This window comes from Microvirga aerilata, from assembly GCF_016743775.1.
Lineage (GTDB): Bacteria > Pseudomonadota > Alphaproteobacteria > Rhizobiales > Beijerinckiaceae > Microvirga > Microvirga aerilata.
In genome coordinates this window covers 22,533-41,239 of sequence record NZ_JAEQMY010000025.1, presented here as the reverse complement: position 1 = coordinate 41,239, position 18,707 = coordinate 22,533, and the positions used below count along the sequence as shown (strand labels likewise).

The 18,707-nt window shown below is 63.5% G+C and carries 18 protein-coding genes and 3 pseudogenes; 12 read left to right on the top strand and 9 right to left on the bottom strand.

The annotated features are described in order from the left end of the window. The first annotated feature begins 73 nt into the window (after window positions 1–73). The 5 genes from JKG68_RS16980 to JKG68_RS34545 all read left to right on the top strand — a co-directional run bounded on the left by JKG68_RS16980 (window position 74) and on the right by JKG68_RS34545 (window position 4,947). Window positions 74–472, top strand: a complete 399-nt coding sequence (locus JKG68_RS16980; RefSeq protein WP_202061862.1) for a (R)-mandelonitrile lyase — start codon at window positions 74–76, stop codon at window positions 470–472. Between the two features lie 32 nt (window positions 473–504). After that, entirely contained in the window at window positions 505–1,500 is a 996-nt protein-coding gene (locus JKG68_RS16975; protein WP_202061860.1) for an aldo/keto reductase, read from the top strand. Window positions 1,501–1,590: 90 nt separating this feature from the next. After that, window positions 1,591–2,652, top strand: a complete 1,062-nt coding sequence (locus JKG68_RS16970) for an NAD(P)-dependent alcohol dehydrogenase (RefSeq protein ID WP_202061852.1) — start codon at window positions 1,591–1,593, stop codon at window positions 2,650–2,652. Window positions 2,653–2,746: 94 nt separating this feature from the next. Beyond that, a complete protein-coding gene (locus JKG68_RS16965; protein WP_202061850.1) occupies window positions 2,747–3,664 on the top strand; it encodes a formylglycine-generating enzyme family protein in 918 nt (305 codons plus the stop codon). Between the two features lie 86 nt (window positions 3,665–3,750). Beyond that, window positions 3,751–4,947 carry an adenylate/guanylate cyclase domain-containing protein gene (locus JKG68_RS34545; RefSeq protein ID WP_210346360.1) on the top strand — a complete coding sequence of 399 codons (1,197 nt, stop codon included), beginning with the start codon at window positions 3,751–3,753 and terminating at the stop codon, window positions 4,945–4,947. 282 nt (window positions 4,948–5,229) lie between these two features. Here JKG68_RS34545 and JKG68_RS16955 read toward each other — a convergent pair whose 3' ends face one another. Then, window positions 5,230–6,138 carry a LysR family transcriptional regulator gene (locus JKG68_RS16955; protein ID WP_202061841.1) on the bottom strand — a complete coding sequence of 303 codons (909 nt, stop codon included), beginning with the start codon at window positions 6,136–6,138 and terminating at the stop codon, window positions 5,230–5,232. Between the two features lie 99 nt (window positions 6,139–6,237). Here JKG68_RS16955 and JKG68_RS16950 point away from each other — a divergent pair, with 99 nt between their 5' ends. The 3 genes from JKG68_RS16950 to JKG68_RS16940 all read left to right on the top strand — a co-directional run bounded on the left by JKG68_RS16950 (window position 6,238) and on the right by JKG68_RS16940 (window position 8,394). Continuing rightward, a complete protein-coding gene (locus JKG68_RS16950) occupies window positions 6,238–7,215 on the top strand; it encodes an aldo/keto reductase (protein ID WP_202061839.1) in 978 nt (325 codons plus the stop codon). Window positions 7,216–7,306: 91 nt separating this feature from the next. Next, complete coding sequence (locus tag JKG68_RS16945) at window positions 7,307–8,080, top strand: SDR family oxidoreductase (RefSeq protein WP_202061837.1); 774 nt, start codon at window positions 7,307–7,309, stop codon at window positions 8,078–8,080. Window positions 8,081–8,082: 2 nt separating this feature from the next. Beyond that, window positions 8,083–8,394 (top strand): putative quinol monooxygenase, encoded by a 312-nt coding sequence (locus tag JKG68_RS16940; RefSeq protein ID WP_202061835.1) that lies wholly within the window; start codon window positions 8,083–8,085, stop codon window positions 8,392–8,394. A gap of 180 nt (window positions 8,395–8,574) precedes the next feature. Here JKG68_RS16940 and JKG68_RS16935 read toward each other — a convergent pair. The 8 genes and pseudogenes from JKG68_RS16935 to JKG68_RS16900 form a co-directional block, all read right to left on the bottom strand. Next, window positions 8,575–8,835, bottom strand: a pseudogene (locus tag JKG68_RS16935) (metallophosphoesterase); the annotation flags it as partial. 101 nt (window positions 8,836–8,936) lie between these two features. Next, the gene (locus JKG68_RS16930; protein WP_202061833.1) at window positions 8,937–9,704 is read right to left on the bottom strand and encodes an SDR family NAD(P)-dependent oxidoreductase; all 768 of its coding nucleotides are present in this window, start codon (window positions 9,702–9,704) and stop codon (window positions 8,937–8,939) included. Between the two features lie 32 nt (window positions 9,705–9,736). Next, window positions 9,737–10,981, bottom strand: coding sequence for a flavin monoamine oxidase family protein (locus JKG68_RS16925; RefSeq protein ID WP_202061825.1), 1,245 nt, complete (start codon window positions 10,979–10,981; stop codon window positions 9,737–9,739). Window positions 10,982–11,277: 296 nt separating this feature from the next. Then, window positions 11,278–11,772, bottom strand: coding sequence for a hypothetical protein (locus tag JKG68_RS16920; RefSeq protein WP_202061818.1), 495 nt, complete (start codon window positions 11,770–11,772; stop codon window positions 11,278–11,280). A 164-nt stretch (window positions 11,773–11,936) separates the two neighbouring features. After that, window positions 11,937–12,494 carry a hypothetical protein gene (locus tag JKG68_RS16915; protein WP_202061816.1) on the bottom strand — a complete coding sequence of 186 codons (558 nt, stop codon included), beginning with the start codon at window positions 12,492–12,494 and terminating at the stop codon, window positions 11,937–11,939. A 2-nt stretch (window positions 12,495–12,496) separates the two neighbouring features. After that, window positions 12,497–12,745: pseudogene (locus JKG68_RS16910) on the bottom strand (transposase); the annotation flags it as partial. A gap of 46 nt (window positions 12,746–12,791) precedes the next feature. Beyond that, window positions 12,792–13,892: an alpha/beta hydrolase gene (locus JKG68_RS16905; RefSeq protein ID WP_202061814.1), complete on the bottom strand. Its 1,101-nt coding sequence runs from the start codon at window positions 13,890–13,892 to the stop codon at window positions 12,792–12,794. A gap of 155 nt (window positions 13,893–14,047) precedes the next feature. Further along, on the bottom strand, window positions 14,048–14,941 hold the full coding sequence (locus JKG68_RS16900; RefSeq protein ID WP_202061812.1) for a LysR family transcriptional regulator: 894 nt from the start codon (window positions 14,939–14,941) through the stop codon (window positions 14,048–14,050). Between the two features lie 99 nt (window positions 14,942–15,040). Between JKG68_RS16900 and JKG68_RS16895 the strand changes: the two genes are divergently transcribed. The 4 genes and pseudogenes from JKG68_RS16895 (at window position 15,041) to JKG68_RS16880 (ending at window position 18,704) form a co-directional block, all read left to right on the top strand. Then, window positions 15,041–16,240, top strand: coding sequence for an MFS transporter (locus tag JKG68_RS16895; RefSeq protein ID WP_202061807.1), 1,200 nt, complete (start codon window positions 15,041–15,043; stop codon window positions 16,238–16,240). Between the two features lie 62 nt (window positions 16,241–16,302). Further along, window positions 16,303–17,038, top strand: a pseudogene (locus JKG68_RS16890) (carboxymuconolactone decarboxylase family protein). A gap of 68 nt (window positions 17,039–17,106) precedes the next feature. Next, window positions 17,107–17,550, top strand: coding sequence for a (R)-mandelonitrile lyase (locus tag JKG68_RS34270; RefSeq protein ID WP_210346362.1), 444 nt, complete (start codon window positions 17,107–17,109; stop codon window positions 17,548–17,550). 104 nt (window positions 17,551–17,654) lie between these two features. Next, window positions 17,655–18,704 carry an NAD(P)-dependent alcohol dehydrogenase gene (locus JKG68_RS16880; RefSeq protein ID WP_202061803.1) on the top strand — a complete coding sequence of 350 codons (1,050 nt, stop codon included), beginning with the start codon at window positions 17,655–17,657 and terminating at the stop codon, window positions 18,702–18,704. The last annotated feature ends 3 nt before the right edge of the window (window positions 18,705–18,707 follow it).

The window sequence follows — 18,707 nt, the reverse complement described above, 5'->3', positions numbered from 1 at the left end:
ACTAGATCAATACCTGTCCACCCGATCGGACGTCGCGAGGTGATGTCCGACCCGTCATCGAAGGAGAGGGACGATGGAGATCAAGCGAAGCGGCTCGCAGCCGTCCGGCAAGGGGCCGGCGGAATGGTTCACCGGAGCGGTCCGGGTCGATCCGCTGTTCAGCCCACCTGACCCTGCCCGGGTTGCCGGGGCCCATGTCACCTTTGAGCCCGGCGCCCGCACGGCTTGGCACACGCACCCGCTCGGCCAGACCCTCATTGTCACCTCAGGCCTTGGTTGGGTGCAACGCGAGGGCGGCCCGGTCGAGGAGATCCGGCCTGGCGATGTGGTGTGGTTCGGGCCGGGCGAGAAGCACTGGCACGGCGCTTCGCCGACCACGGCCATGAGCCACATCGCCATCCAGGAGAAGCTCAACGGCTCGACCGTCGATTGGATGGAACACGTCAGCGACGAGCAATACCAAGCCCGTTGATCACCCTGGCATTTCTGATAGGCGAACAAGCAATGCAAAAGCGTAAACTCGGCAACAGCGGCCTGGAAGTCTCGGCCATCGGCCTCGGCTGCATGGGCCTGAACTTCAGCTATGGCCACTCCCTGGGCAAGGAGGATGCTATCGCCCTCATCCGAGCGGCGGTCGAGCGCGGCGTTACCTTCTTCGACACCGCCGAGATCTACGGTCCCTTCACGAACGAGGAGATCGTCGGCGAGGCGCTTGCCCCCATGCGCGATCAAGTTGTGATCGCGACGAAGTTCGGCTTCCACATCGACCCTGAGACCAACAAGCAATCCGGTCTCAATAGCCGTCCGGAACAGATCCGCAAGGTGGCGGAAGCCTCGCTCAAGCGGCTCAAGTACGATGTCATCGACCTGTTCTACCAGCACCGCGTCGACCCGAATGTCCCGATCGAGGACGTGGCCGGAACCGTCAGGGACCTGATCCAGGAAGGCAAGGTCAAACTTTTCGGCCTGTCGGAACCGAGCGCGCCGACTGTCCGCCGTGCGCATGCGGTGCAGCCCATCTCGGCACTCCAGAACGAGTACTCGCTCTGGACCCGCGGACCGGAGACGAACGGCATCCTCCAGGCGTGCGAGGAACTCGGCATCGGTCTCGTTCCCTACAGCCCGCTCGGCAAGGGCTTCCTGACGGGCGCGATATCGAAGGACACCCCGATCAGCGAGAATGACTTCCGCAGGATCCTGCCGCGGTTCACGCCGGAGGCCATAGAGACGAACCAAGCGTTGGTCGACCTCCTGAAGCGCATTGCGGGCGAGAAGAACGCAACGCCGGCGCAGATCGCGCTCGCCTGGCTGCTTGCCCAGAAGCCCTGGATCGTGCCAATCCCCGGCACTACCAAGCTTCATCGCCTCGAGGAGAACCTCGGTGCCGCTGCCGTCGTGTTGACTGCCGCCGACCTCGCCGAGATCGAAAGCGCCGCGGCTGCGATCCAGATCGAGGGCGAGCGCTACCCCGAGCAGTTGATGAAGACAACAGGTCTCTAAGCCGAAGCGCTTCGCTCAACGGTGGTTGCCCGGGAACGGTCGGCCATCGAACCATTCGACATGCCAATCCAGACCATTGGAACCGACATCATGGCCAGCTTTCGCTACAAGACCTTCGGTTACGCCGCACCATCCGCTGGCGCCCGTCTCCAGCCATACTCCTTCGAACGTCGAGAACTGCGTCCCAACGATGTGGCGATGGAGATCCTTTACTCCGGCGTCTGCCACTCCGACCTGCACTGGGCGCGCAACGATTGGGGCTGGTCGAACTATCCGGTCGTGCCGGGCCACGAGATCGTGGGCCGCGTGATCGAGGTTGGCCCCGAAGTGACCCGCTACAAGGTCGGCGACTACGTGGCGGTGGGCTGCATGGTCGACAGTTGCCAGCACTGCGACCAGTGCCGAGGAGGCGAGGAGCAGCTCTGCCGCGCGGGCAACACCGGGACCTATGGCGGCTTCGACCGCATTACGCAGGAGATGACCCACGGTGGGTATTCCAAGCACATCGTAGTCCGTCAGGAGTTCGTCCTGCGTGTGCCGGACGGCTTGGACCTCTCCCGGGCGGCCCCGCTGCTGTGCGCCGGCATCACGACCTACTCGCCCCTGCGCACCTGGAACGTGGGGCCGGGCAGCCGCGTCGGCGTGATCGGCCTCGGTGGCCTTGGCCACATGGCGGTCAAGCTCGCAGCCGGGCTCGGTGCCCAGGTGACCGTCATGAGCCGTACTCCCGACAAGCAGGCCGATGCGCTGGCGCTCGGGGCTGAACAGCTTCTCGTCTCGACAGATCCGGAAGCAATGGCTGAAGCCGCGAACGGCTTCGATCTCATCATCGACACAGTGCCAAGCAAGCACGATCTCAACCCATATCTGCCGCTGCTCGACGTGGACGGCACACTGGTGATCGTGGGCCAGGTCGGCCCGCTCGATGAGATGTCTTCCGTTCCCCTCCTGCTGGGGCGGCGGCGCGTGGCCGGGTCGCCCATCGGCGGCATCCGGGAGACGCAGGAGCTGCTCGACTTCTGCGCGCGCAAGAACATCCTGCCCGAGACCGAGACGATCCGCATGGACGAGATCAACGAGGCCTTCGAGCGAATGGAGCGGTCGGACGTGCGCTACCGCTTTGTGATCGACATGGCGTCACTCGCGGCCTGACCAGCAGAGTTGCCGACGCGCTGGTAATCCCGGGAGCAGCATGCGCGTCGGCCTTCCACAGTACCTCGAGCGAAAGCACGGCGAAGGAGAACTCATGTTCCAAGGCATCAAGGACAAAGCCGATGGCCTCGGCCGCGAGAAGAAAGGCTTGACCCGAAGGAAGCTGCTCAGAGCCGCGTCATTTGTCGCGCTTGCCAGGTGCGCGCCCGCGCTGCTGGGCCACTCGAATAGGGTGTTGGCGCAGGGCGGGCGACAAGCGAACGAGACCTACACCAACAGCATCGGCATGGAATTCGTGCCGATCCCCGCCGGCAGGTTTCTGATGGGCTCTCCCGACAGCGATCCCGAAGCGCGCGCATTCGAAAAGCCACAGCATGAGGTGACCATCAGCAGGCCCTTCCACCTGGGACGCTATGAGGTGACCCAAGCCCAGTGGGAAGCGGTGATGGGCTCGAACCCCTATACGCTCGATCGCTCGAACCCATACTATAATCCGCCCGGCATGGCCGAACGGATCACGAGACCCGACCATCCGGCCACGGTGTCCTGGAACGACGCGCAGGAATTCATCGCCCGGCTGAACCGACTGGAGGGCGGGAACCGTTACCGCCTGCCGACTGAAGCCGAATGGGAATATGCCGCACGCGCCGGTACGACAACGGCGTATTCCTTCGGCGACAACGATGCCGACCTGGGCCGCCACGCTTGGTTTGGGGAGGACTTTGCCACCGGCGGCACCCATCCCGTGGGGCAGAAGGCGCCCAATCCCTGGGGCCTCCACGACATCCACGGCAATGCCTGGGAATGGGTGCAGGACTGGTTCGACGCAGCCTACTACGCCAGAAGCCCCTCGGTCGATCCCACTGGGCCACGTCAGGGGAGCAAGCACGTCGTGCGCGGCGGAAGCTGGCACGCCACGGCGACAAGCTGGCGGACGGCCTTCCGGCGTGACTACGATCCCGACTACCGTGGCATCAGCATCGGGTTCAGGCTGCTGAGGACGGCGGAATAGGCAAAGCCACTTAATCGACGATACCAGGTCCTCGCCGAAACACGCTGCGGGACGTACATTCGTGCGGCTTTCTAATGGATGCCTACGTGGCTGCTCGCGCCCAAACGGCAAGGTCCCGACTGATGAAGCGAACGGACGATATCTCGCTCTGGCTGGCGAACGAGGCGCCGCATGACACCGTCAAGGAGCTATTCGCCGGCTTCTGCCAGAAGATCGTCCGGTCCGGGATCCCCGTCTGGCGCGCCTCGCTGGGCCTGGAGGTACTGCACCCGGAGGTGAGCGGCTGGCAGCATGTCTGGACGGACGAGAACCAGTTGGTGCGTGCGGCCGACCGTGCCACGGCAGCGACCTCAGAGTCGTATCTGAACAGTCCCACTCGTTTCGTCGACGAAACCGCGCAGCCATTCCGCCGCCGGCTCGTGGCACCTTGCCTTGACATGCCGCTCCTCGAGGAACTGCGCCTGACCGGCGCGTCCGATTACGTGATGTACCCATTGGCCTTCCTGGACCAGACCCGGACAGCCGTGGTCTCGTTCGCGACCCGGGAGGCACAGGGCTTCGACGCGGCATCCCTGGAGAGGCTTGAGATGGCTGCAAGGCTACTCAGCCCGTATCTGGAGCGGCATGTCCTGCGCCGCATCGCCGTCGACCTGCTCGACACCTACGTCGGCCCCCGCACCGGACAGCGCATCATCGAGGGCCGGGTGGACCGCGGCGCCGTCGAGATGATCGAGGCGGCGATCTGGTTCGCCGACCTGCGGGGCTTCACGCTCCTGTCTGAGCAATCACCCATCCCCGAGGTGCTGGCCCACCTGAACGCCTGGTTCGGCACTATCGGGGAGGTGGTGGAGGCCCACGGCGGCGAGGTGCTGAAGTTCATCGGCGATGCCGTGCTGGCGATCTTCCCGACATCGGCCGGGCACGACCGCGTGGCAGCCTGCCGGATGGCACTGGCGGCGGCGCAGGAGTTCGGCCGGCGGACAGACGCCGAGAACGACCTGCGCCGATCGGCGGGTACGGCAGCCTTGGTCCATGGACTGGCGCTGCATGTGGGCGAGGTGGCCTATGGCAATGTCGGAGCCCCGCATCGGCTGGATTTCACGGTCATCGGCCCGGCCGTGAACCGGGCCAGCCGGCTCCTGGACCTGGCCAAGCGGCTCGACCAGCAAGTGCTCGTCTCCCATGCGCTTGCGCGGGAGGTCAGCCAGCCTCTCGTGGATTTGGGGCGCCATCAGTTGCGAGACGTCGAGAGGCCACAGCGGGTCTTTACCTTGCCCAAGTGAGGCGGTGTCCCCTCGCACTGATTGGTAGGCTGAGCCATCTCCATCCGCTCAGGACCGGACGACCTATGCCGATGTTCACTCGCCCCTGGAAGGTCTCCTCCGGGTCAGAGTGTAGCGTTGAGCGAACTATATGAAAGTCCGCTACACCCCAGTCTTGCAGAAATTCGGCTAAGGTCAGCCCCGTGCCAGAAGCGGCCGTACGCCAGATTCCTCTATCGCAACTCTACTTCGTGACCGTGCATGCTCATTTTAAGGTGAGCACCTTTTTCTGTTGTCATAGCGTCAATTCCTCGACCGCGCGTCCTGGTAACGGAGTGCATTGACGACGGCAGTGAATGCAGGTGTCGGCTGGCGACGGCTCGGATAATACAAGTGGTAGCCCGAGAAGGGCTTACAATAATTTTCGAGCAGGGCCGTCAGCCGGCCTTTGTCCAAGTCATCCTTGATCCGGCTTTCCGGGACATAGGCCAGACCGTGCCCGGCGAGCGCCGCCGTGACGATCATACCGACGCTGTTGAACATGAGCTGGCCCTCGACGCGAACGTTCAGCTCTCTGCCGCTCTTCTCAAACTCCCAGGCATACAGGCCGCCATAGGTCGGCAGGCGGAGGTTGATGCAGTTGTGGCTGGTGAGGTCCTGAGGGGTCTGCGGCGCTCCATGGGTTTCCAGATAGCTCGGGGCGCCCACGACGATCATGCGCATATCCGGTCCTATAGGGACGGCAATCATATCCTTGGCGATGACCTCTCCGATCCGGACCCCGGCATCATACTGTTCCGCGACAATGTCGGTGAGGCCGTAATCGACGACGATCTCGACCTTAATGTCGGGAAACTTCGGAAGGAACTTGTCCAGAGCAGGCCAGAGAACATCCTCTGCGGCATGCTGATCGGCGGTGATCCTGACCGTCCCGGAGGGTTTTTCTTTCAGGCCACTCAAGGCGGCTATCCCGGCATCGATCCCGTCGAAATGCGGCCCGACCGAGTGCAGCAGAAGTTCCCCGGCCTCAGTCGGCGAAACGCCTCGCGTGTTCCTGGTCAGCAGACGGATGCCAAGACGCTCCTCCAAACCCCTCAAGGTCTGGCTGAGCGCCGACTGTGACACCCCTATCTTGGCGGCCGCGCGGGTGAAGCTGCGCTCCCGCGCCACGATCAGAAAGGCAGAGATGTCCTGGATGTTGTTACGCGCCACGGTATTAGCCTTGCTTATAACCTTACGCGCCCAATAGCAGCTAACCGTGGAACTAACCACATTCTATGTTCGCTTCATCAGATCACGAAAGGAACTGTCATGAAGAAGCGTACACTCGGCACTGGCCTCGAAGTCTCCGCTATCGGTCTGGGCTGCATGGGTCTCACCTTTGGCTACGGCCCTGCAACCGACACCTCGGAGGCCATCGCCCTCATCCGCGCTGCCTACGAGAAGGGCATCACATTCTTCGATTCTGCGGAAGCCTATGGCGCTGCCAACGAAGAGATGGTCGGCGAAGCCGTCCAGCCATTCCGCGACCAGGTTGTCATTGCCACCAAGTTTGGCTTCAAGAACGGCAGCCCGAAGGACGGCCTCGACAGTAGTCCGGCCCGCATCCGTCTTGTGGCAGAGGAAACCCTCAAGCGCCTCCGCACGGACGTCATCGATCTGTTCTATCAGCATCGTGTCGATCCTGCCGTGCCGATTGAGGATGTTGCCGGAACCGTCAAGGACCTGATCGCCGAAGGCAAGGTCAAGCACTTCGGCATGTCGGAAGCTGGCGTCGAAATGATCAGCCGCGCCCACTCCGTCCAGCCTGTGACTGCCCTCCAGAGCGAATATTCGCTTTGGACCCGTGAGCCCGAAGAGGCGATCATTCCGCTTCTGGAAAAGCTGGGCATTGGCTTCGTGCCGTTCTCGCCACTCGGCAAAGGCTTCCTGACGGGCGCGATCAATGATGGCACGTCTTTCGCCGAGGGCGACATCCGCAACACGCTTCCGCGCTTCGAGGCCGAGGCCCGTACTGCCAACCAGGCCCTGGTTAACGTGATCGGTGAGATTGCCGACGGTCGCAAAGCTACCCGCGCCCAGGTCGCCATCGCATGGCTCCTGGCCCAGAAGCCATGGATTGTCCCGATCCCCGGCACCACAAAGCTCCATCGTCTGGAAGAGAATGCTGGAGCAGACGACGTCGAGCTGACGGCCGCCGACCTCTCCAAGATCAAGGAAGCCCTGTCCAGGATCGAGGTCGTGGGCTCACGCTATAACGCCGCCCAGCAGGCGACGATCAACCGTTAAACGGTTCACGCTCCATCAAACCTGGCATCGAAACCGCGCCGCACAATGGCTGGCGCGGTAACGGCTCCGCACGCCATCAAGGAAGACCACCATGGAAATGCAACTACTGAAGGGCCGCGTCGCCCTCGTCACGGGAGGAAGCACCGGGCTTGGGTTCGGTGCGGCGAAGAAGCTGATCGAGGAGGGTGCGTTCGTCTACATCACGGGTCGCCGTCAGGCGGAGCTGGACCGCGCTATTGGCGAACTCGGTTCTGCCGCTACCGCGATCCAAGCCGATGCCAGTAACAAGGCGGACATGTTGCGGGTTGCCGGGACCATCAAGTCGGCGCATGGCCAGCTCGATATCCTGTTCGCCAACGCGGGCGGCGGTTATGCAACCCCGTTGGAAGAACTGACCGAAGAACAGATCGACCGCGAATTGAGCGTCAACATCAAGGGTGTGGTCCTGACGGTCCAGAGCCTGCTCCCGGTTCTGCGCGACGGCGCGTCGGTCGTCCTCAATGCCTCGATCACGGCCGACATGGGCCTGCCGGGTTTTGCTGTCTATGCCTCGACCAAGGCGGCCGTACGTTCACTCGCCCGGAGCTGGACCACCGATCTCAAGCATCGCAGGATTCGCGTCAACACGATCAGTCCCGGCGTGGTGCCGACCGAGGGCTATAGCCACGTCCAGAAGCTCAGCGACGATGATATCGCCAGCTACGCCACCCGCGTTGCAACGGAAATCCCGGCCGGTCGTGTCGGTACCGCCGAGGACATCGCCGATGCCCTGGTCTTCCTGGCCTCCGACTCCAGCAAGTACATCACCGGGATCGACCTTGTTGTCGATGGCGGCATGACGCGCGTCTATGCAGGGAGGAACTGATCATGGATGCGAGAAAATCCTTGGAGCGACATATCATCTGCGAGCTTCGCTGCGAGACGGCCAACCGTGACAGGGTCCGGGAACTGATCATGATGTTCGTTGCGCCCGCTCGGCTGGAGGACGGCTGCATCTACTACGACCTCCACCAGAGGATCGATGATCCCAATACGTTCTACATCCTCGACGGATGGACGAGCCAGGATGCCGTGGATGCCCATGCCGCCAATCCGCATGTTGCCGAGGTGATGAAAGAGCTCGGTCCTCTTCTGACCTTTGGCCCCTCGATCACCCTAAGCGCCCGCGTCAGCGATTGATCCACCGCCCGAAGCCCTCACACCGACAGGTACAGCAATGACATCGACCAATCCCCTCGTCACCTTGAACAACGGCGTTCAGATGCCGGCACTCGGGCTCGATGACGATTGCTGCCTTTGTGCTAGATCTCAGGCATCCCAATAGCTGCCATTCGGCTGGACGGCGTTGTCATCGCGATCTCATCCCGCTGCGGCTGGAGCAATCGTCCGCTCCGAACTCATCGGCGCGTGGACGGGCGAACGATCCTGCGGCAGCGAGCGTCGCAGGTTGATGCGGGTCAGTTCGGACGGGCGGCCGAGCCTCAACGCGAAGCCCGGCCAGAGCCCCGTGCCGTTGTTCACGTAGAGCGTCATGCCGCCGACGGTGTAGCGGCCCGAGACGAAGCCATTGTTGGCGGGCGCGACCAATCGGTCCAGCCCGAGGATCATGCCGCCGTGGGTCCGTCTGATCGGCTGCGAGACGCTTGAGGGTGGCATGGTGTGGTTGAGGCACAGGGTCGAAGAAGCGTCGGCGCCAACCACATGAACCAAGCCCCAACGCTTCAGAACAGCGTCACGCCGGTCGTCTCCGCAAGCTTGGCCATGAGCTCGTCCTGGAAGCTGGGATCCGACGCTTGCGCGGCTGGCTCCTGCCGCTTGCGGTGATACCAGTAGCCGCCACTGACATTGGCCGCAGGATCATCGCTTGTGGCGAGCCAAGTCTGGGTGCGATGGCCTTCTTCGAGATCGTCCGGCGCTCCGGCACCGCCCATGCGGGTCGGAACCCAGCCCGGGTCGACCGCATGGCTCAGAACTTCCGGCCAGAGGCGCGCCACGGCAAGGGCGAGGGCTGCGACGTAGAGCTTGCTTTCAGAATAGGCGCGGGTTGTGTCCCAGCGCCGTTCGGTCCAATCGATATCGTTCAACGGTCCTGTGCCGCCACGATGCATGCCGCTGCTCAGGTAGATCAACCGGCGGGGGCGTTCGATCAGGGCCGTGAGCATGTACGGGGCGAGCGTGTTGACGGCAAGGACACTCGCGTGCCCTTCAGGGGTCGGTGACCGGTTCGGCACGGTGTAGATGCCGGCATTGTGGATGACCGCATCCATCCGGCCGATGGCATTGACCTGATCCGCGACCGCACGGGTCTCGGCCGCACTGCCGAGGTCGCCGACAACGATACCAGCCGAGCGTGGCGAGAGGTCCGCGAGCGTTGCCGCACGATGCTGCGAGCGGGCATGGAGAACGACCCGATGCTCCTGCCAAATCAGAGCCTGCGCCGCCGCGCGGCCAAGCCCATCAGTGCTGCCGGTGATGAAGATGAAAGCCATGCCAGTCCTCTCAATCCGCTGAAGCTGTAGACCTAGGGCGCTGAAGGGCGAACCGCAGCTATCACCTCATCGGCAGCCCGCACTCCGCTCTGATAAGCCCCGTGAGCGGTTGAGAAGTCGTAGGGGTGCGTTGCCTCGCCGGAGAAGAACAGCCGGCCGTCGAATGGGCGAGCCAAGATGTCCCGGACTACCGACTTTCCCGGAAGGGCATAGCTGTAGCCTCCCCCGATGCTCTCCATCCGGCTCCAGGTCGAGGCAGCCAGGGGCCGGAGGCTGCGTCGGATGCCCGAGCCGAACAGCGCCGCAAGCTCATCGATGGCATAGGCGAAGCCAGCGGCAGGTCCGTCCTCTGCCAGCACCTCGGCGCCCTCTCCGCCGAAGAAACCTTCGACTACGGGACGGCCGAAGGGTTGGATGTAGTAGGAGCCCGTGCGTGGGTTGCGCGGGTCGCCGATGACATGGGTTTCAGTCTCGCAGGGATGGTCACCAACGATTTCCAGGAACAGCTTTTCGTTGCGGCCGAGCGGCAGGCTGGCGGCGGCATGGCGCCACTCATCGAGCTCTGGCGGCAATCCGATGGCCCCACCAACGATCACGGCGGTCGAGATGGTGAGGATGGCTGCCCGAGCGTTGATGCTGCCGGCTCGCGTTGCGATGCTCACCCCAGCCGCCTCAAGGTTGATGGTCCCGACCGGAGTCGCAAGGCGAAGCGCAACGGCAGACGGAAGGGTTGCCGCGATGAGGGTGCCATATCCGTCCGGCACTCTCCAGTTGTGCCTTGTTGAAGCAGTGTCATAGGCGAGATAATCAGCGATCGAGAGCTGCTCGAGGCTGGCGCCGCTGATGTAGCCGCTCATCGCCTGAAGATAGCCGTTCCACATCCCGCCAGGATCCAGCGCATCGGCGGCACAGTCGCTTTGGGGGCGGTCCCGCATCAAGCGTCGATGCCATGTGGCATAGGCCTCGTCCGCTGCATCCTGATCCTCCGGTGAGAAGCCCAGGTCGCGATACTGCTGGCCCCAGGCTGGCCTGCGGCGCTCGATGGCGAAGCCGGATGCCTCGGCGATGCCGACCCAAGGATTGCGATCGGCCGAATGGAGCCAGCCGCAGCCGAGATCGAGCGCATGCCCGGCCACGTTGACCGTGTGGGCACGGTCCCCGATCCGCTGCGAGGCTTCCAGCAGCAAGGTGGAAACGCCCTTGGTTGCGAGCCGCCGCGCTGCGGCAATGCCTGCCGCCCCGCCGCCAATGATGACGACGTCCCAATCAGTGCTCATATAACCTGCCCATTCGATAAGATCGTGCTCCGGTACTCCAGCTCGACTTGAGCGTCTACGGAGAGGTCGAGCAGAGGACTGCCTCAGTCAACTTCTGCCATCACTTGTGCCGTGACGCCCTCACCCTTCCGCCAATCAGTGAGGATGCCTTTGGTTTAGCCGCTGTAGCGCAGTGTATCTACCAGCAAGGCAAACGCCGGCCAGGCCGATTGCGATTAGGGCCTGTTAGAGTGGAGCAAATCGAGCGTGGCGGCGAGGCAGGGGATACAGATGAAGGTATCTTGACGCTCAGAAGATCAAGTGTAGGCGAGGAGCCGACCGGCGATGATCACGCCCGTCCATGCGATCAGTGACACCGCTGCTCCGACGCGGGCGGCGACCGGGGCTACGGCGGCATCCGTCCACTCATCGACGCGGCGGTAAATGCCGTAGTGGAACACCGGTACGTTGAGGCCGGCGAGGATCAGCAGGCAGAACTTCCACGGTGCAGCTCCGGCACCAGCGACCACGGTGGCCTGCGCACTGAGCAGTGCGATACCCGTGGTAACGGCGATGGCGAAGCCGATGTGTGAGACGGGCAGCAGATAGCGCGCGGCTGTGGTTGCAGACACGACGCGGTGTCCGACTCCCAGCAGTCGGAGGTCGAAGGTGAAAGCCGGGCCGACAAGAAGAGCGATCCCAAGGATGTGGATGGCCTCGAGCACCGGATAGAGGTATTGGCCACTTCGCACCGTCTCGCCGAGCGTAGAGCCCTGCAACAGCATCAGCAACGAGTCGAGCAAATCCAGCATACTCCATTCAATCCCACCCGGTGCGATGGCGCAGGTGGAGGGCCCACCCGCACTTACCGCGACGATGGTGGCCCCGAACCCCGTCCACAACATTGAATTCCCAGAGTCTTGCACTGCGGCTTCCACCTGATGGCCGGGGTGGTGCTCGCAGCCGTCGAGGAAGCCTACTTCGGCAGCGGCGCTCGTACCGGGAGCGTGTTGCCGAGCACCTGGTTTACCGGCACGTCGCCATCCCCGTACCAAAACACGACCGGACGAAACAGGATGTCATTCGTCCGATTGATGTAGCCGACTGCCTTGAAGCGCTCCCCGATCTTCAGCGCACGGCCCAAGCCCCACCTGCCCGACCAGGCTGGCGGCGCGATGATGACCTCCAGTTCCTTGTGGGGGCCCTTGTACGAGAGAGCGGCATTGACCCGGACACTGTCCTCTGGATCTTGCAACTGCTCTGGAATCGTCAGTTCGGGAGTGTCGGCAGGCAGGTTGCTGTCCAGGGTTACGTCGAACTGCGAGTGCGGGTTACCCCAGACACCATCCGATGAGACTGTTCCCGCGATGTAGACGAGGCGATCGGTTTCGAAGCCGGGCCACCCGTGATGCGCGGCAGCAGGGAGCACCGGAACCAGGACTGTTCCCAGCGCGACCGCAGCAGCAGCGCCCGCAGTGGCCAGCAGTCGTAGTCCCCGGATGCCCCTGGGTGGGTGCAAGGTTATGCTCTTCATTCGCTACTTCCTTCCATAGCTATACCGGCCGCCTTCTGGTGGGCGCGAATGTTGGCGCCGTCCAGGAACCCCATACCCAGCTTGATGCCACGCTCCTGAACCAACGCCAGCAGCCACTCCCAGACGCCAAGCCGCGCCCAGCGGATGAAGGTTTGTGCCGCCATCCACCAATGGCCGAACTCCGCCGGCAAAGATCGCCACTTCGCCCCGCTCTGGTGCCGCCAGAGGATCGCCTCAATGGTCCGTCGAAGGCGCGGGCGGAGTCTGAACCAAACGGCCCAGGCTTCACCGCGTCGCTTACGCGGAGAGGTGCTGATTGAAGAACGACTGGAGCTTGTCGAACGGAATCATGTCGACCCGGTCGTACAGATCCGTGTGGTTGGCACCCGAGATGATGAGGAGCTCCTTCGGCTCCGCCGCAGCCGCGTAGGCGGTCTCGCTGAAGTAACGCGAATGAGCCTTTTCGCCATGGATCAGCAGGACCGGGCGCGGCGCTATTTCCTTGATGTAGGTTAGGAGCGGCATGTTCATGAACGACAGCGGCGTGGTCTGCGTCCAGGAGTTGCCTGAGTTGACGGCGCGCGCATGATACCCGCGCGGTGTCCTGTAATAGTCGTGGTAGTCGACCATGAACTGCGCCTCGCCGCCTTTCAGCTCGTTGTATGGCGGCTGGTAAGCCGGGGTTCCCTTTTCCGCATCGCTCCAACGCTGCCGGCTCAGTTGCTCGAGCGCTTTCGTGCGCTGTTCGAGGGTCACGCTATCGTTGTAGCCCTTGGACATGACCCGCGTCATGTCATACATGGTGCTGGCCGCAACGGCCCTGACGCGCTTGTCCACGGCGACGGCACTCAATGCCATGCCGCCCCAGCCGCAAACGCCGATGACGCCGATCCGCTCGCGATCGACGGATGGGTGCAGGCCGAGAAAGTCCACCGCTGCGCTGAAATCCTCGGTATTGATGTCGGGCGAGGCGACATTGCGAGGTTCGCCGCCGCTTTCCCCGGTATAGGACGGATCAAACGCCAGCGCGACGAATCCACGCTCCGCCATGGTCTGCGCATAGAGACCCGACGACTGTTCCTTCACCGCGCCGAACGGACCGCTGATGGCGAGCGCCGCCAGCCTCCTGCCGGCACGGTTCTTCGGCTGGTAGAGATCGGCCGACAGCGTGATGCCGTAGCGGTTTCTGAAAGTGACCTTCTGGTGATCGACTTTCTCGCTTCGCGGGAAAACCTTGTCCCATTCGCCTGAAATACTCTGAGCCTTCGCGTTGGAAGCATTGAGAAGTGAGCCGGCACCGAGCGCGGCGACGCCAGCGCCAGTCAGCTTCAAGAGGTCACGCCGGCCAAGGCCAGGGGTCTGGGCCGCGATATTCTCGGGACTGTTCTGCTTGTTCATGCCAGTATCTCTGCTCTTTCCTGCTCAGGCCGATGCCTGGCTCCGGTTAAACAGTAGCAAGTGGGAAAGCGGAGGATTAGCCGAGCTGCGGCGCATGCCGTTATGAGCTCAGCTCATCAATCTTGCGGCAATTCGAAGGATTCGCCTTGCTTGTCTCAGCCCCGATGGCGAAGAGCCTCGACTACCAGGTTGAAGGCCGGGGAGGACTGTCGACGGCTCGGGTAGTACAGGTGGTACCCCGTCCACGACGGGCACCAGTCCTCAAGGACCCGCTCGAGGCGGCCGGAGGCGATGTGCGGCAGCGCGATGTCCTCTGGGACGTGAGCGAGTCCGAATCCATCCGCCGCGGCGTTGAGGACCTGGAAGATGCCGTTGAACACGAGCTGTCCCTCGACCCGGACGGCCAGTTCCTGTCCATCTCGCTCGAACTCCCAGGCATAAAGACCGCCATAGGTGGGCAGGCGCAGGTTGATGCAGGTATGGCCGAGGAGGTCCTGAGGGGTCATGGGCCGTGGTCTGCTGGCGAAGTATGAGGGTGCTCCGATCACCGCGAAGCGGATATCGGGGCTGATGCGCACCGCGATCATGTCCTTGGCAACCTGCTCGCCGAGACGTACGCCCGCGTCGAACCGCTGCTCGACAATGTTCGTCAAGGCTTGATCAAGGGCGATCTCAACCTTGATGTCAGGGTAGTCCGGAAGGAACGTTTTAAGCTTCGGCCAGAGGATCGTCTCGGTGGGATGGTCTCCTGCGGTGATCCTGATCGTGCCGGCAGGCTTCTCACGAAACTCGCTCAATCCGTCCAGCTCGGCCTCGATCTCGGCCAACCTGGGGCCTGCTGTCCGGAGCAGGCGCTCCCCTGCCTGAGTGGGCGCCACACTGCGGGTGGTCCGGGTCAGAAGCCGCACGCCCAACCGCTCCTCAAGCCCGCGCACGGTGTGGCTCAGAGCTGATTGGGAGACTCCGAGCTGTGCGGCAGCCTTCGTGAAGCTCCGCTCCCGCGCAACAGCCAGGAAGGCAATCAGGTCATTGATGTTCTCGCGCGCCATTCATGAGTTCCACTCATAGGTTCATGCAGGTCTTAGCACCTAATCGATCCAATGAGGACCGCCTATCTTCCGGTCTCCAATCGGTATCGCGAGACATTGATGACAGTCGGAACCGCCTCTCCCTGTGACATAATCCGTGACCGCTCGCCGGCATGGGGTGCAGTCCTCGCCATGTCGCTGTGCTGCATGGTGCTCGTTGCCTCCGAGTTCATGCCGGTCAGCCTGCTGACCCCGATCGCCTCCGACCTTCACATGACGGAAGGCCAAGCCGGGCAGGCCATCTCCGTCTCGGGCCTCTTCGCCGTTCTCACGAGCCTGTCCATCTCAGGCCTAACGTCCCGATGGGATAGGCGCAGCGTCCTGCTCGTGTTGGCCCTGTCGCTGATCGTCTCCGGAGCGGTCGTGGCCCTTGCGCCGAACTACACGATCCTCATGGCCGGGCGGGCGGTGCTCGGCATCGCCATCGGCGGCTTCTGGTCGATGTCGACCGCAGCGGTCATGCGCCTGGTGCCGGAAGACAGCGTGCCTCGCGCCCTGGCGATACTGCAAGGCGGAACTGCATTATCATCCGTCGTCGCGGCGCCGCTGGGCAGCTTTCTCGGCGGGTACATCGGATGGCGCGGAGCCTTCTTCTGCGTGGTGCCCCTGGCCGCCGTCGCGCTGGTCTGGCTGCTTGCAAAGCTGCCCTCGATGCACGCCGGGCGGCCGACCGGCTCAGGGAACGTATTCAGGCTTCTCCGCCGGCCCGTGGTGGCCTCCGGCATGGTGGCGATCACGCTGTTCTTCATGGGGCAGTTTGCGCTGTTCACCTACCTGCGGCCGTTCCTCGAGACGGTGACCCATGTCGATGTTCCGACCCTGTCGCTCATCCTGCTGCTTCTCGGTGTCACCGGCCTCGTCGGGACCACCCTCATCGGACCTTTCCTGAAGAACGGGATGTACTTCGTGATGATCGCCATCCCGCTTGCGATGGCGGTGATTGCCGTGGCCCTGATCGCCTTCGGCCACTGGCTTGCCGGAACGGCCTTCCTGCTCGGGGCGTGGGGCTTGCTTGGCACTCCGGCCCCGGTGGCGTGGAACACCTGGCTGAGCCGCACCTTGCCGAACGACGCCGAGGCCGGCGGCGGGCTGATGGTCGCCGCCATCCAACTGGCAATCACCCTGGGCGCGACCATCGGTGGCTCCCTGTTCGACATGAGCGGCTACCAGAGCACCTTCGGTGCGAGCGCAGCCATGCTGGCTGCTGCGGGTCTCATGGCGTTCGTGACGAAGCGCTTGGGGTCGATCGAGCGTCCATGACCCCATCGACCGCCCGAATGAACCCCTGATCCCACCACCGCACAGGAAAGGACCGTCGCCCCATGAAACTTCTGGCCGCCACACTCGCGTCCCTCGCACTGATAACCCCTGCCCATGCCCAAGGAAGCACCCCCATGTCCACCTCCCTTGACGGCACCTCGGCTCTCTCGATGGCCGAGATCCAATCCGTCTCCCCGGGCCTCGGCCGGTACGCCAGGGAGGACGTCGCCGACGGTCTGTGGCAGCGTCCGCAACTCTCCCGTCGCGACCGCAGCCTCGTCACCGTGGCGATCCTGATCGCCCGCCACCAGACGCTGGACCTGCCGCACTACGTCAACCTTGCCCTCGACAGCGGCGTGACACCGAGCGAACTCTCCGAGACCATCACGCACCTCGCCTTCTACTCGGGCTGGTCGAATGCCATGGCGGCGGTTGCCGTCACCAAGGACATTTTCGCCCAGCGCCGGATTGGGCCGGATCAGTTGCCGGCCGCATCGCCGCAGCTCCTGCCGTCGAACGAGCAGGCGGAGGCCGCCCGGGTCGCGAGCGTACAACGCCTTCTCGGAACCGCCGCTCCTGGTCTCGACCAGTACACTACCGATCCGCTCTTCAAGGATGTCTGGCTGCGCCCCGACCTGTCGCCGCGTGACCGCAGCCTCGTGACCATCACGTCCCTGATGGCGAATGGGCAGGTGGCCCAGCTCGCCGGTCACGCAGATCGCATTTTATGCGGGCTGGCCCAATGCCTTCTCGGCCGGCCCGGTCGCCGCAGAGGTCTTCAAGAGCCGGTCCAAGTGACGGCCCCTGACCACTCATCCTGCATCCTGAAAGGATTCAACGTGAAGAACACACTCATCGCAGCCACCATGACCGCGGCCGCACTCGTCGGTGCCTCGGCTAATGCCCAGGAGATCCAGGTCTTCCCGAGCGGCTCCTCGCCGTCGGTGATTGCCGATCCGAAGAACTTCTCGGGCCAAGTGGTTGTGGATCTGCTCACGCCGCCTTCCGTCGAGACCCCGGCCTCGTCGGGTCTGGTGACCTTCGCCCCGCGCGCGCGTACCGCCTGGCACTCCCATCCGGCCGGCCAGATGCTCATCGTCACGGCAGGCAAGGGCTGGGTCCAGCGAGAGGGCCAGTCTCGCCAGGAGATCACGTCCGGTGACGCCGTGTGGATCCCGGCCGGGATCAAGCACTGGCATGGTGCGACTGACACCAACGGCATGAGCCATGTCGCGATCACCTACATCCAAAACGGCAAGAACGCCGACTGGATGGAATTGGTCACCGACCAGGAATACGGCGCCCGATAGCGCCCCGTTCGACCGGGGTTGGCGCTCTCGACTGAGCCCCTTCCCCGGGGCCGCCTATTCCGAAACCCTGACCTAACAGATTTAAGTAACAAAGGTATGCTTCCATGACTGTAAAGGCCTTTGGCGCCCATGCCGGGGACAAGCCGCTCGAGCCGATGGACATCAACCGTCGGTCCGTTGGTCCACACGATGTCGGCATCGAGATCGCCTTCTGTGGCGTGTGCCACTCGGACATCCATCAGGTGCGCTCTGAATGGGCCGGCACCCTATATCCTTGCGTGCCGGGCCACGAGATCGTCGGCAGGGTGTCTTCGGTCGGCGCGCATGTGTCGGGCCACAAGGTCGGCGATCTGGTCGGCGTGGGGTGCATCGTCGATAGCTGCAAGCGCTGCGACGATTGCAGCGACGGGTTGGAAAACTACTGCGACCACATGGTCGGCACTTACAACGGCCCCACGCCCGATGCGCCGGGTCACACGCTGGGCGGCTACTCGCAGCAGATCGTGGTGCACGAGCGCTACGTCCTGCGCGTCAGCCACCCCGAGGGGCAACTGGCTGCCGTCGCGCCGCTTCTGTGCGCCGGGATCACCACTTACTCACCCCTGAAACACTGGAACGTGGGTCCCGGCCACAAGGTGGGCGTGGTCGGCATCGGCGGCTTGGGCCACATGGGCATCAAGCTCGCGCACGCGATGGGCGCGCACGTGGTGGCGTTCACCACCTCCGAGTCGAAGCGCGAGGCCGCTACGGCGTTGGGCGCGCATGAGGTCGTCGTCTCCCGCAACGCGGACGAGATGGCAGCGCACGCCAAGAGCCTCGACTTCATCCTCAACACGGTGGCAGCACCGCATGACCTCGATGCCTTCTTCGCGCTGCTCAAGCGCGACGGCACCATGACGCTGGTGGGTGCGCCGGCGACGCCGCACCCGTCTCCGGAGGTGTTCAGCCTGATCATGAAGCGCCGCAGCCTGGCCGGCTCGATGATCGGAGGCATCCCCGAGACGCAGGAGATGATGGATTTTTGTGCCAAGCACGGGATCGTTGCCGACATTGAGCTGATCCGGGCGGATGGGATCAACGAAGCCTATGAGCGGATGCTCAAGGGCGACGTGAAGTATCGCTTCGTGATCGACAGCGCATCTTTGGCTGCCTGACCT

Bases quoted from the DNA above. Each gene is read 5' to 3' on its own strand.
- JKG68_RS16900 (WP_202061812.1), bottom strand. From the start codon at position 14,941: ATGGCGCGCGAGAACATCAATGACCTGATTGCCTTCCTGGCTGTTGCG.
- JKG68_RS16915 (WP_202061816.1), bottom strand. From the start codon at position 12,494: ATGAAGAGCATAACCTTGCACCCACCCAGGGGCATCCGGGGACTACGA.
- JKG68_RS16930 (WP_202061833.1), bottom strand. From the start codon at position 9,704: ATGGCTTTCATCTTCATCACCGGCAGCACTGATGGGCTTGGCCGCGCG.
- JKG68_RS16925 (WP_202061825.1), bottom strand. From the start codon at position 10,981: ATGAGCACTGATTGGGACGTCGTCATCATTGGCGGCGGGGCGGCAGGC.
- JKG68_RS16975 (WP_202061860.1), top strand. From the start codon at position 505: ATGCAAAAGCGTAAACTCGGCAACAGCGGCCTGGAAGTCTCGGCCATC.
- JKG68_RS16920 (WP_202061818.1), bottom strand. From the start codon at position 11,772: ATGCTGGATTTGCTCGACTCGTTGCTGATGCTGTTGCAGGGCTCTACG.
- JKG68_RS34270 (WP_210346362.1), top strand. From the start codon at position 17,107: ATGACCGCGGCCGCACTCGTCGGTGCCTCGGCTAATGCCCAGGAGATC.
- JKG68_RS16905 (WP_202061814.1), bottom strand. From the start codon at position 13,892: ATGAACAAGCAGAACAGTCCCGAGAATATCGCGGCCCAGACCCCTGGC.
- JKG68_RS16945 (WP_202061837.1), top strand. From the start codon at position 7,307: ATGGAAATGCAACTACTGAAGGGCCGCGTCGCCCTCGTCACGGGAGGA.
- JKG68_RS16895 (WP_202061807.1), top strand. From the start codon at position 15,041: ATGACAGTCGGAACCGCCTCTCCCTGTGACATAATCCGTGACCGCTCG.
- JKG68_RS16950 (WP_202061839.1), top strand. From the start codon at position 6,238: ATGAAGAAGCGTACACTCGGCACTGGCCTCGAAGTCTCCGCTATCGGT.
- JKG68_RS16970 (WP_202061852.1), top strand. From the start codon at position 1,591: ATGGCCAGCTTTCGCTACAAGACCTTCGGTTACGCCGCACCATCCGCT.
- JKG68_RS16980 (WP_202061862.1), top strand. From the start codon at position 74: ATGGAGATCAAGCGAAGCGGCTCGCAGCCGTCCGGCAAGGGGCCGGCG.
- JKG68_RS16880 (WP_202061803.1), top strand. From the start codon at position 17,655: ATGACTGTAAAGGCCTTTGGCGCCCATGCCGGGGACAAGCCGCTCGAG.
- JKG68_RS16965 (WP_202061850.1), top strand. From the start codon at position 2,747: ATGTTCCAAGGCATCAAGGACAAAGCCGATGGCCTCGGCCGCGAGAAG.
- JKG68_RS16940 (WP_202061835.1), top strand. From the start codon at position 8,083: ATGGATGCGAGAAAATCCTTGGAGCGACATATCATCTGCGAGCTTCGC.